Below are 14389 nucleotides of genomic sequence, written 5' to 3'. Positions count from 1 at the left end.
GAGTATCCCCTCTCCCCCTAGGGAGAGGGGGACTCCCCCACATAGGGCTTGTACTGGCTGTCCGTCTGCTGGATGTGCTCCACGAACCAGTCCTTCAGCAGAAGGATCAGGTCGACGCGCAGCATGGTGGGGTTGCCGCCGTCGAAGTCGCGAGCCAGCTTGTCCACCTCGTCGGCGAAATAGCGGTGGGCGGCGAGGTGGCCGTCCAGCTCGGGATAGCCACAACGCTCCATCATCGCCTCCTCCCGCGCGAAATGGACGGCGACGTAGTCCTTGAGGCTGGCGAGCAGGCTGGACAGCTCCTCCCGGTTGGCGGGGGTGATGCCGCTTTCCAGCAGGCCGTTGAACAGGTCGAGGAGCCGACGATGCTCTTCGTCGAGCACGGGCACGCCGACGCTCATGGATTCGTCCCAGGCGACATAGGTCATCGCAGCGACCTCCCCCTCGCATCCCGCGAAATCAAGCGCCTTCCGCCCTTTTCAAGCGGTTGCGGCCGGCCATGGCTGGGTTGTGGACATCTTGACAGGGATCCTAAAACCGGCAACCGTGCCCGTCCAAGCGGCAAATCCCCGCAGGGGGCGCGGCATGATGCGCCAAGCGCCCTCGAACCGGCCTCCATCCACCAGACCGCCCCATTCACCAGATCAGAGTGACCGATGGCCCTGCTCGACGAGATCGCGGAGAAGAAACGGGCGCTGGACGCGGCCCGCCCCCTGCCGCAGGAGGTCGTGCACGGCATCGCCGACCGCTTCGAACTGGACCTCACCATCGCCGCCGCCGCGCTGGAAGAGGTGCCGGTCAAGCCCGCCGACGTCAAGGCGATCCTGGAGCGCGGCAGCATCCTGCGCCACCGCGCGGTGGAGGAGCAGCGCTTCGTGCTGAACCATCGCGCGGCGCTGGAACTGATGGCGCGGCTGTCCTTCGATCCGACGGGCGCGGTGACCGAACGCACGGTCACCGCCTTCCACAGCGTGCTGTATCGCGGGATCGAGGACGAGGCGGGGAAATACCGCAACGGCGCGCCGAAGGACGATCCGGCGGAGACCGCGCCCGACCCGGCCAAGCTGCGCGTGTCGATGTCGGCGCTGTCGACCTGGATGCGCAAGTCGGACGCCGGTCCCGACGCCGCCTTCGAAGCGCATCACAAGCTGAGCGCCATCCGCCCCTTCGACACCGGCAACCGGGCCACGGCGCTGCTGCTGTGCAACCTGATCCTGAACCGCGCCGGCTACCCGCCGGTGGTGGTCCTGGCCGAGGATCGCGGCCTCTATCTCGACCTCGTCGAACGGGCCTGGGCGGTCGGCGACAAGACGCCGTTCCGCGACCTGATGATGCGCTTCCTGTCGCAGAGCCTGGATTTCTGCCTGGTGGCGGCGGGCAAGGCCGACGCGGACGAATCCGGCGACCGTCCCTGACGCTTTTCAGGCCGGCAGGCGCAGGCGCGACGGGCGGTCCGGTCCGCTGTGGATCAGCAGGGTGATCGGCAGCGCATCGACCCGGCGGGTCTCGCCGGGCTCGGCCCCGGTGCCGGGATTGACCGGATAGGCCGGGAAACAGGAGCCGGCGAGGCTGAGGCGCAGCGCCGATCCCGGCGCCAGCGTCGCGCAGGCCGCCCGCATGGCGATGGTCAGCGGCCGGGTCGGATCGCCCGGCTCCACCCGCGCATGGCCCTGGGTCAGCGGCAGCACCTGCCCGTCGGGGCGCACCACCGACAGCACGGCGCTGACGTCGAAGGACGGGGCGTCGGCCTCCACCCACAGATCCAGCGCGACCCGACCGGCCAGCATCAGCGGCTCGTCCAGCGGCAGGCTGGTGTAGGTCGCCACGTCCGGCCGGCGGTCGACGGCGGAGCGGTCGAGGCGGCCGGCGGCGGACGGCACCGCATGGCCGCCGACCGTCGGCACCGGCGTGCGCGGATCATGCACCACCACGTCGAGTGCCTCGAAATCGGGCATCTCCGGCGCCAGCCGGCCGCCCTGCCGGTTGGCGAGGCCGTCGCTGGCCAGATGCAGCACCGCCTCGGCCGCGGGCAGGGTGGGCAGGTCGTGCCAGCGCCCGGTCTCCACGTCATGCAGGCGCACCGGGCCGCCGCGGTCAGCCCCCTGCCCTTTCAGCACCCGCTCCCACCAGGCGAGTTGCAGCGTGTCGAGTGTCGGCGCCTCTCCCGGTGCCGCGGCGGGTCCGTCGGCGCCCCAGGGACCGACCACCAGCCGCACCGGCGCCCTGCTGCGCGCAGTAATGAGGTCGTGGGCATCCAGCGTGCCGGCCAGCCGGGGGTCATGCCAGCCGCCGAGCTGCAGCACCGCAACGTCGGCCGGCATGTCGGCCAGCATCCCCTTTGGCGACAGCGCGGTCCAGGCCGGGCCGGGCACCGGGTTGGTCAGCCAGTCGTCGTAATGGGAATAGCGGGCATAGTCGCGCAGGGCCTGCGGCCGCGACGGGATCTCGTCGTCGATGGGCAGGCTGCGGGCCGCGTCGGACAGGATGCGGTGGCCGGTGCCGTCCTCCACCCGCCGCGCCGCCTCGGCCGCGGTGCGCAGAGCCCAGCCCATGGCGTCGGCCAGCCGGAAGGCGCCGCCCTCATAGGCCCAGTCGGAGAAGACGTCCCAGCCGGCGAAGGCCGGCGCCACCGCACGCAGGGCCGCCGGCCGCTCCGCCAGCGCCAGCCACTGCGCCATTCCGGCATAGCCGCAGCCATACATCGCCACCACGCCCGACGACCCCGGCAGCGAGGCCGCCCAGGCCACGGCGTCGGCCCCGTCCTCCCGCTCCGCCTCGAAGGGGCGGAAACGGCCGTCCGACGTGCCGCGGCCGCGCACATCCTGCACCACCACGACATATCCGCGCGCCGCGTACCAGCGGGGATGGGCGTAATGGCTGGTCAGCGCGGTGCGCCGGCCGCAGGCCACACGCAGCAGCAGCACCGGCCATGTGCCGGCGGCGTCGGGCCGATAGAGATCCGCATCCAACCGCACACCGTCGCGCGTCCGCATCGACACGGTCTCCGGCGGCCGGACCGGCAGCAGGTCATGCGACTGATGGATCACCGGGGCCAGATGGGTCATGGCTGATCAGGCTCGCTCGATGACGAACAACGAATAATGTGTCGTCGTGGCAAAGCCTGTGCCAGAGGGTCCGAGTGCCGTTGCTGCCGATTTTCAGATGAAGCCCACTGGTTCGAAAAGCCCCTCTCCCCTTGCGGGAGAGGGGATCTGTCCCGCACCCAAGTTGCAGGTTTCCGAATGATCGGACTCCGCTCACTTTCCAGTCCTCTGCCTCTTTCCCAGGCAATCCGCCCGTTCAGGCGGCAATCAGCTCGAACCGGTCGACATCGACCATGCCGCGGTCGGTGATCTTCAAGTGCGGGATGACCGGCAGCGGCAGGAAGGCCAGCTGCAGGAAGGGCTCGGCCAGCGGACAGCCCATGGCGCGGACAGCGGCGCGCAGGGTGCGCAGCTTCACCTCCACCGTCTCGAACGGTTCCAGGCTCATCAGGCCGGCCAGCGGCAGGGCCAGTTCACCCACCACCTTGCCGTCGCGCACGGCGACGAAACCGCCCTGCAGCTCGATCAGGCGATTGACAGCGATCCGCATGTCGGCGTCGCTCGCCCCCACCACGCAGATGTTGTGGCTGTCATGCCCGACCGACGACGCCAACGCCCCCTCCGCGAAGCCGAAGCCCTGGACGAAGCCGCGGCCGATGTTGCGGTTGCTGCCATGGCGGGCGAACACGCAGATCTTCAGCAGGTCGCGCGACGGATCGGCAACCATCCGGCCGCCCGCCACCGGCACTTCGATCCGCCGGTGTTCGGTCAGGATCTTGCCCGGCTCCAGCCCTATCACCGACTGGACCGACCCGCCGGCCGGCACGGCGAAATCCTCCTCCGCCACAGGCTCCAGCTTCACCGAATCCAGTCCCACCGGAGTCACCGCCGGCCGTCCGTCGAAGCTGTGCGGGCCGACGACCTTGCCGTTGCGGATGACGCGGTTGACCGCGCAATCCTCCAGATCGTCGAGCAGGACCAGATCGGCGCGATGCCCCGGCGCCACCAGCCCGCGGTCGTACAGGCGGAAGCCGCGGGCGGCCGACCAGGTGGCGGCGCGGTAAACATGGGCGACCGGCGCGCCGAGGCGGATGGCGCTGCGGATCAGGTGATCCATGTGCCCCTCCTCCGCGATGTCCAGCGGGTTGCGGTCGTCGGTGCAGAATCCCAGGAAGGGCGAGGTCTCGGGACTGATGACTTCGGCCAGGGCATGGACGTCCTTCGACACCGACCCGTCGCGGATCAGCACCTGCATGCCCTTGCGCAGCTTCTCCATCGCCTCCGCGGCGCTGGTGGTCTCGTGGCAGTTGCGGATGCCGCAGGAGAGATAGGCGTTCAGCTCCTTCCCCGACACCAGCGGAGCGTGGCCGTCGATGTGTCGCCCGTCGAAGGCGGCCAGCTTGTCCAGCACGCCGTCCACCTTGTGGAAGACGCCGGGAAAGTTCATGAACTCCGCCAGCCCCAGCACGCGGGGATGGTCCATGTGGCAGATCAGGTCCGGCGCCTCCAGCCGCGCGCCGGACGTCTCCAGCTCCGTCGCCGGCACGCAGGAGGACAGCTGCACGAACAGATCGAGCGCCGTCCCGCCGGCGCTGTCGAGGAAATAGCGGAGGCCCCGCTCGCCCAGGACGTTGCAGATCTCGTGCGGGTCGCAGATGGCGGTGGTGGTGCCGCGCGGCAGGACGCAACGGTCGAACTCCTGGGGGGTGACGCAGGTGGATTCGCAATGGACGTGGGTGTCGATGAAGCCCGGAACCACGGTCAGCCCGCGCCCGTCGATCTCCTCCACCCCATCATAGGATTCGTAGGTGCCGACGATGACCTCGCCGCAGACGGCGATGTCGCCCTCGGCGATCTCGCCGGTCACGACATTGAGGAAGCGCGTGTTCTTGATGACCAGATCGGCCTTCGCCTCGCCCAGCGCCTGTCCGATGCGCGTCTTCAGATCGTCGCGGCTGACCGCCATAACCCACCCCGCCTGTCGTCTATTCAAGCAGGCAAGGTGGCGTGGCATGTCGCGCCGTGCAAGCGGCGATCGTCCCCGATTCCTCCTGCCGGCTGGCGAAAGGGCGAGCGCGCCTGTTCCTGAGCAAGAATGGTGAGGACTTTCGCGTTGTGCAGGCTGAGACCTTCCGCGACCGCACGGTGCATGTTGGTATGGCGGAACCAGTGGCAGGCATGGGCCAGCTTGGGCCGGAAGCCGCGTGCCAGCTTGTGCGCCCCGCCCCGGCCGCCATCCACCGCATCCAGACCGCGGTCTATCGCCCACTCGATGGTCCGGTAATAGCAGGTCTCGAAATGGACCAGCCGTGCCTCTTCCCGTGCTCCCCAGTTGCGAACATAAAGCCGGCCGTCCCCCTCGACGGCCAGCAGCGTGCCGACCGCGACACCGCCCGCTTCGGCGAAGGTCAGCGTCACAGCGTCTCCCAACGCGGTGCAGAGCCGATGGACGAAATCGGCGGTCAAGGGCTGGCGCGTCGCCCGGCGGGCATGCAGATCGTCGAGTAGGTCGAGGAAGAGCGCGACATCGGCCTCGTTCACCCTGCTCCCCGGCACGTCGCGGAAACGAACCCCGCTTGCCTGCACCTTACGACGCTCCCACAGCAGGGTGTCGCGGCGGTGCTTCGACAAGGCGGCGGTGAAGTCGCCGAAGTCCCGGTAACCGTCGTTCCGCCACTCATACTCCACGGCATGGCGCGCCAGCCACCCCGCCGCTTCGAAGCGGGAGCGGTCGGCTTCGTCCGGGAAGCTCACATGGATGGAGGACAGGCCGTCGCGGTGGGCGAGCATCCGCATCGCGCCGATCAGCGCATCCGCCGTGCCGGGCGGCGCACCTTCCCGCAGCAGCAGCCGGGTTCCGGTGACCGGCGCATAGGGGACCGCCGACACCAGCTTCGGGAAATAGCGGCCACCGGCGGCCTGATAGCCGTCGACCCACGCCTGATCGGGCCAATGCTCGTCCGTGGAACGGTCGCGCAGATAGAGCGGAGCCGCGCCGACCACCCGTCCGGACGCCTCCCGCGCCATCAGATGAACGGGATTCCAGCCGGTCGCCGGCCCGGCCAGCCCGCTGTCCTCCGTGGCTTTCAAATGTGCATGGCTCAGGAACGGCCCATGGCCCGCGGCGCAGGCATCCCAGTCCAGCGGGTCGATCCCGGATATCCCCAGGACCACCGCGACAGCCGGCGGAGCGGAAGTCCGCAACTCGGCCGGCACCACATCACAATCCATGAACCTGTTTCCGCTCCCCGTGCTATTCGCCGTCATAGGGCGGCGCCACCGGCAGGCGCACGCTGACCGTCGTGCCCTCGCCCTCGCGGCTGCGGATGTCGAGCGTGCCGTTCAGCAGGTCGACGAAGGAGCGGACCAGCGGCAGGCCCAGCCCGGTGCCGCCGGAGCGGCGGGACAGCTGGCTGTCGACCTGACCGAAGGGCTGCAACGCCACGGCGATGCCGTCGGCGTTCATGCCGATGCCGGTGTCGGCGATCTCGATCAGGATGCGGCCGCAATCCGGGCGGACGCGCAGCGCGATGCTGCCGCCGGCGGGGGTGAACTTGACGGCGTTGGACAGCAGATTCAGCAGGATCTGCTTCACCCGCACCGGGTCGCCCAGCAGGTGCGGAGTATCGGGGGCGATGTCCTGGGTCAGGGTCAGGCCGCTTTCCTCCGCCCGTTCGGCGATCAGCAGCAGCGAGCTTTCCACCGCGTCGCGGACGTCCATCGGCTGCGGATGCATCTCCAGCTTCCCGGCCTCGATCTTGGCGACGTCCAGGATGTCGCTGATGACGGCTAGCAGATGCTGCCCCGACTTGCCGATAACCTTGGCATAGTCGAGGTATTTGGGATGGCCCAGCGGCCCGACGATCTCGCTTTCCATCATCGAGGAAAAGCCGATGATGGCGTTCAGCGGCGTGCGCAGCTCGTGGCTCATGTTGGCCAGGAATTCACTTTTGGCCCGGTTCGCCAGTTCGGCCAGCTCCTTGGCCTGGATCAGCGCCTGTTCGGCGCGGCGGCGTTCCTGGATTTCCTGCATCAGCGCGCGGGTGCGCTCGGCGACGCGCATCTCCAGCTCGTCGCGGGCCTGCCGCAGAGCCAGTTCCGCCCGCTTGCGCCGGGTGATGTCCTGGCCGACGCACAGGATGCCCGGTGCCACGCCGTCAGCCTCCGGCAGGCGGTTCAGGTTCCACAGGAACACCCGCTCGCTCATGCGGTCCTGCTCGCGCAGCGCCTGTTCGAAGTTGCGGATCTCCGTGCCCTGGACGGCGATGGCGAGTTGGACGGCGAAGGCGCCGGTCGGGCGCTCCCCCATCACCTCCGTCCAATGGCGGCCGATGGCGCCGCCTCCGTCCATGCCAAAGGCGCGTTCGGCTTCCCGGTTGGCTTCCTGCACGCGACCGTCCTCGCCCAGGACCAGGATGATGCTGGCCGCGGTCTGCACCAGGGAGCGGAAACGCGCCTCGCCCGCCCGCGCCTCGCTCTGCCGCAGGGCGGCCTCCAACTCGGCCACGCGGGCTTCGAGACGGCTGACGGTCTCCGCCGACCCGGCAGAGCTTGCGTCCATGAAAACTGTCCGGTCGGTCACGCCGCGGCGTTTTCCGGCTGCATGATGTCGCCCAGCTTCGCCAGCAGGAATTCCAGATCCTCGGGCGTCAGATCCTCGTACTGGGTCAGGATGCGCTCGATCACGCGGCGGCGGTGGCGCTCGCGGTCGCCGGGTTCGCCGTCATAGGGCGTCTCCTTCAGCACGTCGATGGCGATGCGGCAGGCCGGCAGCAGGGCCGGCGGCAGCTTCGCCTTGTCGTACAGCGATTTCAGCCCCAGCCGGCCGGCATCGTGGATCAGCAGGCGGGCGTTGGTCAGCGGCACGTTCGCCATGCGCGACATGGCCATCTCGAAGAAGGCGATGTCGCCGGTGCACAGCGAGCGCAGCAGCAGCGAGGGCGTCAGGCGGCCGGTACGGGCGAGCTGGCCCACCAGCCGGTCCAGGGCGCCTTCGTCGCTCTCGCCGGTGAACAGCGCCACGGTCGCCCGCTCGCGGCTTTGCAGGATCAGCTCCGATGCGACCTTGGCCGGCAGCTCATGATGCGCGACGAGATGCTGGCGCAGCCGCTCCGACACCACGGCGACCAGCCGTTCGGCGATGGTGATCGGCAGCTTGGAGCGGTGGACCAGCGGGTCCTGCACCGCTTCGCTGGCGCCGAAGCGGTCGATGACACGGCCAAGGCTCTGCTCGCCCAGTTCCGCCCCCTCGTTGGCGACCAGGGCGGCGACGGCGCGTTCGGACCCGCTTTCGATCAGCGCGTCGGCGACCACCGCCGGCACGGTCGGGCGCTGGGCGATGGCGGTGCTCTTGGCCTCGGCCCCCGACCGTACGATCTCGACCAGATCGGCCGGGGTCAGCACGGTGGATACGCTGAGGAGCGGGATCGCCACCGCCTCCACGTCGCGGGCAAGGCTCAACGCCACGTCGCGCGGCAGCGACGGGCTGGATTTCAGGTTCTCGGCCAGGGTCTGGCGGACGCGCAGGACCGTGTCGTTGACCATCAGGCGGATGATGTCCTCCGCCAGCTTGTGCTCGGCCTGCGACAGCTCGGGGCTGTCGAACTGCTGGGCCAGCTTGGCGGCCAGATCGGTCCGGCTGTTCGGCGACGGGTCGGCCAGCAGCCGAACCACGTCCTCCTGGGTCAGATGACCCGACTTCATACCGTCACTCATGGGTCCGGGACCCTTCCTGCCCTGGTCCGTCTCCTTATCTGTCGCGAAGAGGCGATACCCGCGCGGATGTGGGCGGAGACTTGTCCACACCGTCAAGGATCTTCCGAAACGGTTGAACCTTCATTAACGCCGGCGGGTCATAGATCGTCGGAAGGGGGTCGAATTGGGATCAAGGAGCCAAGTTGATGAGAGTTGCTTTATCGGTCCTCAGAAGCCCTTCTCCCCTTGCGGGAGAAGGGTTGGGATGAGGGGTGGGGACGGCCATAGGCCGGGGGAAATCAGATTTGCAACCCCTCACCCCAACCCCTCTCCCACAAGGGGAGAGGGGCTCAGGTTCTCCGGTTGCCAGTTGCTTTTACCCTGATGAAACAGCTCAAGGCAGCTCGACGAAGCTGGGCGGTTCCGGCAGGATCGGGCGGCGCCGCCGGGCACCGCGCAGGTGGATGGCGACCTCGGCGATCTGCTCCTCCACCGAGACGTGGCGTTGGGAGGCGACCTCCAGCCCGCGGTCCTCGTAGACGTAGGCGTCGGGATGCGCGTCGGCCCAACGCCGGATGGCGGTGTCCCGCTCGCGCAGCAGGCGGACGATGGTCGGGCGGAACAACCGCATCATCGCGGTGATCCAGCGGTTGGCCGGCCAGGACGGTCGGGCATGGTCGACCTCGAAGGCGTCGAGCATGGCGATCACGTCGTCGGCCCCGTACCAGGTCTCCCCCGTCACCCAGCGGTTGGTGGTGAACAGGCGCACCGGCTGGCCGGCGACGTCCATGGCGATGCCGATCAGGTGCGACAGCGCGTCGTTGTCGTTCTCCGGCGGCTGGAAATCGGGCAGCGGCGCCGGCCGCAGGCCGGACGGCATGCCATGGGGCCGCAGGAAGGTGTGGAAATGCCCATGCTCCCCGTTGGGCCGCTCGCCTTCGGGGTGGCAATGGTAATAGTACTGGGCGTGGAATTCGGCATCGTAGACATCGCCCGGCGGATAGTGCTTCCACTCGTACAGCGTGCCGTGGCCACGCAGAAGCTCGCCCACCACCGTGTCGCCGGTCTTGGCCAGGACGCGCTGGCACAGGCGCACCTCGCGCCCCGCCTCGGCCATCGCCTCCAACTCTTCCCGGGACACGTCCGACAAATCCGTCATCGCCCGATCCTGCGCTGCGCGAACATCCCTATTACGTACGCGGCTATGCGGACGTGGCAAGGTCTTTTCCGCTGCGGCACCTGCGGTTGCAGCCGGGCCCGCGCCTGGCAGGTCAGCTGCCGGAGGGGCGGAAACGCTGCGACAGCGTCCAGGTCACCAGATCGCCGGTGACGCGGCCCAGCGCCTCGTCGAAGGCGGCGACGATGTCGGTGAAGGAGCGGCCGCGCACGGGGGCCGACGCCTCGAAGGTCTCACCGGCCTCGATGGTCCGGCGCGGCATGGCGACCAGCTTGGCCGACAGGCGCACATGCACCCGGTCCGGCAGGGCTGCCCCCGGCGTCGCATATTCCGCCTGGAAGTCGCGCAGTTCCGACTTCAGCACATAGTCGGAGCGCAGCCCCACCGTGTCGCGCCCGACCGAGACGATCCGCCCGCTGTCCTCGAAGGTCTGGACGATCAGCCCCTGCACCATGTTGGGCGCCCGGTCGGCCCAGGACACGTCGGCGAAATAGTCGAGCGAGGTCGGCGTTCGGGCCAGCGCGATGCGCGGCGTGTCGATCCCGGCGGCGGCGGCCGGCGTCTCCACCAACAGCTGCCAGTCGGCCTTGGGACCGTCGGCGACGCTGGCGCGCGGGGTCAGGGTGTAGAGATGCGGCGCCGTCGGGTTCAGCGTGGAGCAGGCGGCAAGCCCCAGAAGCAGGACGGCCGCCGTCACCGCGCCCAGTACCGACCGCGCCGCCCCTTTGCCCGTCCCCTTCCGCAAGATCGCCGCTCCCGTCATTTTCCACGCACCTCCACACCCTGCCGCGTCCCGCCGAAGAGGAAGTTCGACGGATCGTTCTCGATCCGCGTGATCACCCGCGACAGCTGCCCGGACAGGTCGCGCAGCTGGGAGATCAGCAGCGTCAAATCATACAGTCCGGTGGCGGTAAAGTCGCGCACCGGCTCGCGATTCTCGGCCATCAGGCCGTTCAGCGTGTCGGAGGTCCGCTTCAGCGAGCGCATCAGCTCGCGCGTTTCCCCCGTCAGCTGCTTGGCGCTGCCGTCCACCGTCGCCAGCGTTTCCCGCGCCTGGGCCAGCGTGCGGTCCAGCTGCGGCCCGACCGCCTCGAAACCGTTCAGCGTCTGCCGCGCCTGGGCCATCGTCTCCTCCAGGCCGGAGCCGGCGCGGGCAAGCTCGCCGCTGAGGATGCGGGCGTTGTCCAGGATCTCGCCGATGGCCTTCTGGTTCTCGCCGTTCAGCAACTCGCCCAGCTTGGTGATGACCTCCAGCGAGCGGTTGACCAGTTGCGGCGCGCTGTCCACCACCGCGGTCAGCGAACTTGGCCGCGACGGGATCGTCAGCACGCCGTCGGCATCGGTGGCGGTCAGACGCTTGCCCTCCACCGCCCCGCCGGAGATCTGGACATAGGCGCCGCCGGTGATGCCCTGCACCTCCAGCGAGGCAATGGAATCGGCCATGATCGGCGTGCCGTTCTGCACCTGGACCGTCACCCGCACCCGCGTCACGTTGTCGGGGTCGAGCCGGATGTCCGACACCGTGCCCACCGGCACGCCGCGGTAGCGCACCGGACTTCCCTGCTGCAGGCCGGTGACGGAACCGGTGAAGTAGATGCGGTAGGTTTCGCGCGATTCGTCCAGCTGGACCTTGGCGATCCAGGCGGTGAAGACCAGCAGGCCGGCGACCAGCGCCAGCACGAAGCTGCCGACCAGAATATAGCTGGCGCGGGTTTCCATGGTGTGCCCCTACCCTTTCGCAAGCTGCCGGGCGTCGTTGCGCTCTTTCGCATCGAGCGCCGCGCGGCCGCGCGGTCCGTGGAAGTAATCGCGGATCCAGGGATGCGGATCGGCCAGATGCTGGGCCAATGTCCCCACCCGGATCTTGCGGTCCACCAGCACCGCGATGCGGTCGCAGATGGAGGTCAGGCTGTCCAGATCGTGGGTGACCATGAAGACGGTCAGCCCCAGGCTGCGCTGCAGCCCCTGGATCAGCGTGTCGAAGGCGGCGGCGCCGATGGGGTCGAGGCCGGCGGTCGGCTCGTCGAGGAACAGGATGTCGGGGTCGAGCGCCAGCGCGCGGGCCAGACCGGCGCGCTTGATCATGCCGCCCGACAGCTGGGCCGGATGCTTGGTCCCGGCATCGGGCGGCAGGCCGGCCATGGCGATCTTCACCCGCGCCACCTCGGCGATCAGCGCCGGCGGCAGATCGGTGTGCTCCTTCAGCGGCAGCATCACATTCTCCGCCACCGTCATGGAGCTGAACAGGGCGCCATTTTGGAACAGCACGCCGGTGCGGGCCTGCAGTGCCGTGCGCTCCGTCCGGTCGAGTTCGGCGGTGTCGTGGCCCAGCAACTCGATCCGGCCGGCGGACGGTGCGATCAGGCCCAGGATTTCCTTCAGCAGCACCGACTTGCCGGTGCCGGACCCGCCGACGACGCCCAGCACCTCCCCCCGCTCCACGTCGAGGTCGAGCCCGTCATGGACGGTCTGCGGGCCGAAGCGGGTGACCAGCCCCCGCACCCGGATGACGGGGCGCGCGTCCATCACACCCCCAGCATGGAGAAGACGACGGAAAACACCGCGTCGATGACGATCACCAGGAAGATGCCCTCCACCACCGCCTTGGTGGTCATGATGCCGACGCTTTCGGCGCTGCCGGAGACCTTCAGCCCCTCGTAACAGCCGACCATGGCGATCACCAGGGCGAAGACCGGCGCCTTGATCAGCCCGGCGATCACCGTGTTGATGCCGACGGCGCTGTGAAGCTGGCGGATGAACTGCCCGAAGGTGATGTCCAGCGTGGCGTAGGCCATCACCGCCCCGCCGAACAGCCCCATCACGTCGGCGTAGAAGGCCAGCAGCGGCAGCGAGATCATCAGGGCCAACGCCCGCGGCACCACCAGCAGTTCGATCGGATCGAGCCCCATGGTGCCGATGGCGTCGACCTCCTGGTTCACCTTCATGGTGCCGATCTGCGCGGTGAAGGCGGAGCCGGAGCGGCCGGCGACGATGATCGCCGTCATCAGGATGCCGATCTCGCGCAGGACGGAGATGCCCAGCAGGTTGACGACATAAAGCTCCGCCCCGAAGCGCTTCAGCTGATCGGCTCCCTGGAAGGCCAGCACCACGCCAATCAGGAAGGACAGCAGCCCCAGGATCGGCAAGGCGTTCAGCCCGGTCTGCTCGATGTGGAACAGGACGGAGGTCAGGCGCAGGCGCGACGGGCGCAGGATAAGCCGGCCGAAGGTGACGGTGACCAAGCCGAGGAAGCCAACGAGGTCCAGCAATTCCTTGCCGGCGTTCACCGTTGTCTGCCCGGTGCGGACGACCATGTCCAGGATGGGGTGATGGTCGCGCTCGATCGCATGGGGCGGCGCCTTGCCGGCATCTCGCACCGCGCCGAACAGGGCGGCATGCTCCGGCCGCAGCCCGACCACCTCCACCGCATGCCCTTCCGCCCCCAGCCGGTCGGCCAGCCGGTTCAGCAGATAGGCGCCGACGGTGTCGAGCGCCTCCACCCGCGACAGATCGAGCCGCACGGCGACACCGCCTTCTGGCTTCTGCGCCCGGTCCAGCGCGTCCGAGGCGGACCCGGCCGCGTGCAGCGTCCAGCGCCCGGCGGCGCCGATCCGCCAGCCGCCGTCCTCCGGCCCGGCATCGATCCGGGCCAACTCCGCCGCCGCTCCGTCCTTCGCCAAAGTTCCAGCCACAGGCTCCGCCGCACGCAACCGCACTCCGCCCGGTGCGTCTGGCCGACCGGTGCTCCTGGAACGTGGCGGAGCACCGCCGAATGGTCAACCCCATGCGGCGTAGCCTCAAGGCACGGCGGCCATGCCCGGCGCCGGACACGGCGTCTGGGGCCGCGGCCAATCGCGTCTTTTCGCGCAGGCAGGCAGTCGCTAGAGTGCCGGGCGGCGGCCCCGGCCTTCCATGCCGGCACCAGACCCTTTACGGACACGATCTCCGATGAACCTGAAAGACCACATCCGCGGCATCGCCGATTTCCCGAAGCCCGGCATCCTGTTCTACGACGTCTCGCCGCTGCTGGCGAACGGCGCCGCCTGGAGGGCCGCCATCGACGAGTTGGCCGAGGCCGTGCGCCCGCACAAGCCGGACCTTCTGGTCGGAATCGAGTCGCGCGGCTTCCTGGTCGCCGCCCCGCTGGCTCTGGCGCTGGGCATCGGGTTCATCATGGTGCGCAAGCACGGCAAGCTGCCGGGCGACAAGATCGCCCATTCCTACAATCTGGAATACGGCACCGATACCATCGAGGTGCAGGCGGACGCGGTGAAGCCCGGCCAGCGCGTGGTTGTGCTGGACGACCTGCTGGCGACCGGCGGCACCATGGTCGCCGCCATCAACCTGCTCCGTCAGGTCGGCGCCGATGTCCGCGCCGCCGCCTTCCTGGTGGAACTGACCTTCCTCAACGGCCGCGACCGCATCGACGTGCCCAGCGTCTCGCTGATGGCGTACGACGAGTGAGACCCGCACC

13 protein-coding genes are annotated in these 14389 nt (G+C 69.1%); 2 read left to right on the top strand and 11 right to left on the bottom strand.

Annotation, left to right across the window (positions count from 1 at the left end):
• Positions 1-17: 17 nt before the first annotated feature.
• Entirely contained in the window at positions 18-428 is a 411-nt protein-coding gene (locus J2Y49_RS19320; protein ID WP_310116502.1) for a bacteriohemerythrin, read from the bottom strand.
• Positions 429-656: 228 nt separating this feature from the next.
• Between J2Y49_RS19320 and J2Y49_RS19315 the strand changes: the two genes are divergently transcribed.
• Positions 657-1415 (top strand): Fic family protein, encoded by a 759-nt coding sequence (locus J2Y49_RS19315; protein WP_310116501.1) that lies wholly within the window; start codon positions 657-659, stop codon positions 1413-1415.
• A gap of 6 nt (positions 1416-1421) precedes the next feature.
• Here J2Y49_RS19315 and J2Y49_RS19310 read toward each other — a convergent pair whose 3' ends face one another.
• The 10 genes from J2Y49_RS19310 to J2Y49_RS19265 form a co-directional block, all read right to left on the bottom strand.
• A complete protein-coding gene (locus J2Y49_RS19310) occupies positions 1422-3065 on the bottom strand; it encodes a CocE/NonD family hydrolase (protein ID WP_310116500.1) in 1644 nt (547 codons plus the stop codon).
• Between the two features lie 235 nt (positions 3066-3300).
• Positions 3301-5010, bottom strand: coding sequence for an adenine deaminase (gene ade, locus J2Y49_RS19305; RefSeq protein WP_310116499.1), 1710 nt, complete (start codon positions 5008-5010; stop codon positions 3301-3303).
• Positions 5011-5033: 23 nt separating this feature from the next.
• Positions 5034-6275 (bottom strand): GNAT family N-acetyltransferase, encoded by a 1242-nt coding sequence (locus J2Y49_RS19300; RefSeq protein WP_310116498.1) that lies wholly within the window; start codon positions 6273-6275, stop codon positions 5034-5036.
• Positions 6276-6297: 22 nt separating this feature from the next.
• A complete protein-coding gene (locus tag J2Y49_RS19295; protein WP_310116497.1) occupies positions 6298-7605 on the bottom strand; it encodes an ATP-binding protein in 1308 nt (435 codons plus the stop codon).
• Positions 7606-7622: 17 nt separating this feature from the next.
• Entirely contained in the window at positions 7623-8759 is a 1137-nt protein-coding gene (locus J2Y49_RS19290) for a DUF2336 domain-containing protein (protein WP_310116496.1), read from the bottom strand.
• Positions 8760-9132: 373 nt separating this feature from the next.
• A complete protein-coding gene (locus J2Y49_RS19285) occupies positions 9133-9897 on the bottom strand; it encodes a DUF6969 family protein (protein ID WP_310116495.1) in 765 nt (254 codons plus the stop codon).
• 112 nt (positions 9898-10009) lie between these two features.
• On the bottom strand, positions 10010-10660 hold the full coding sequence (locus J2Y49_RS19280) for an ABC-type transport auxiliary lipoprotein family protein (protein ID WP_310116494.1): 651 nt from the start codon (positions 10658-10660) through the stop codon (positions 10010-10012).
• 14 nt (positions 10661-10674) lie between these two features.
• Positions 10675-11634 (bottom strand): MlaD family protein, encoded by a 960-nt coding sequence (locus J2Y49_RS19275; protein ID WP_310116493.1) that lies wholly within the window; start codon positions 11632-11634, stop codon positions 10675-10677.
• A gap of 9 nt (positions 11635-11643) precedes the next feature.
• The gene (locus J2Y49_RS19270) at positions 11644-12441 is read right to left on the bottom strand and encodes an ABC transporter ATP-binding protein (protein WP_310116492.1); all 798 of its coding nucleotides are present in this window, start codon (positions 12439-12441) and stop codon (positions 11644-11646) included.
• A complete protein-coding gene (locus tag J2Y49_RS19265) occupies positions 12441-13607 on the bottom strand; it encodes an MlaE family lipid ABC transporter permease subunit (protein WP_310116491.1) in 1167 nt (388 codons plus the stop codon). Before J2Y49_RS19265 ends, J2Y49_RS19270 begins: the two co-directional genes overlap by 1 nt.
• 256 nt (positions 13608-13863) lie before the next feature.
• Between J2Y49_RS19265 and J2Y49_RS19260 the strand changes: the two genes are divergently transcribed.
• Entirely contained in the window at positions 13864-14379 is a 516-nt protein-coding gene (locus J2Y49_RS19260) for an adenine phosphoribosyltransferase (RefSeq protein ID WP_310116490.1), read from the top strand.
• Positions 14380-14389 lie beyond the last annotated feature (10 nt).

The organism is Azospirillum sp. BE72 (genome assembly GCF_031455875.1).
Taxonomy (GTDB): Bacteria; Pseudomonadota; Alphaproteobacteria; order Azospirillales; family Azospirillaceae; genus Azospirillum.
This window is presented reverse-complemented; position numbering and strand designations above follow the sequence as displayed.

Coding starts and splice junctions, on each gene's coding strand:
- J2Y49_RS19315 (WP_310116501.1), top strand. CDS start 657: ATGGCCCTGCTCGACGAGATCGCGGAGAAGAAACGGGCGCTGGACGCG.
- J2Y49_RS19270 (WP_310116492.1), bottom strand. CDS start 12,441: ATGGACGCGCGCCCCGTCATCCGGGTGCGGGGGCTGGTCACCCGCTTC.
- J2Y49_RS19310 (WP_310116500.1), bottom strand. CDS start 3,065: ATGACCCATCTGGCCCCGGTGATCCATCAGTCGCATGACCTGCTGCCG.
- ade (WP_310116499.1), bottom strand. CDS start 5,010: ATGGCGGTCAGCCGCGACGATCTGAAGACGCGCATCGGACAGGCGCTG.
- J2Y49_RS19275 (WP_310116493.1), bottom strand. CDS start 11,634: ATGGAAACCCGCGCCAGCTATATTCTGGTCGGCAGCTTCGTGCTGGCG.
- J2Y49_RS19300 (WP_310116498.1), bottom strand. CDS start 6,275: ATGGATTGTGATGTGGTGCCGGCCGAGTTGCGGACTTCCGCTCCGCCG.
- J2Y49_RS19260 (WP_310116490.1), top strand. CDS start 13,864: ATGAACCTGAAAGACCACATCCGCGGCATCGCCGATTTCCCGAAGCCC.
- J2Y49_RS19290 (WP_310116496.1), bottom strand. CDS start 8,759: ATGAGTGACGGTATGAAGTCGGGTCATCTGACCCAGGAGGACGTGGTT.
- J2Y49_RS19320 (WP_310116502.1), bottom strand. CDS start 428: ATGACCTATGTCGCCTGGGACGAATCCATGAGCGTCGGCGTGCCCGTG.
- J2Y49_RS19285 (WP_310116495.1), bottom strand. CDS start 9,897: ATGACGGATTTGTCGGACGTGTCCCGGGAAGAGTTGGAGGCGATGGCC.
- J2Y49_RS19295 (WP_310116497.1), bottom strand. CDS start 7,605: ATGGACGCAAGCTCTGCCGGGTCGGCGGAGACCGTCAGCCGTCTCGAA.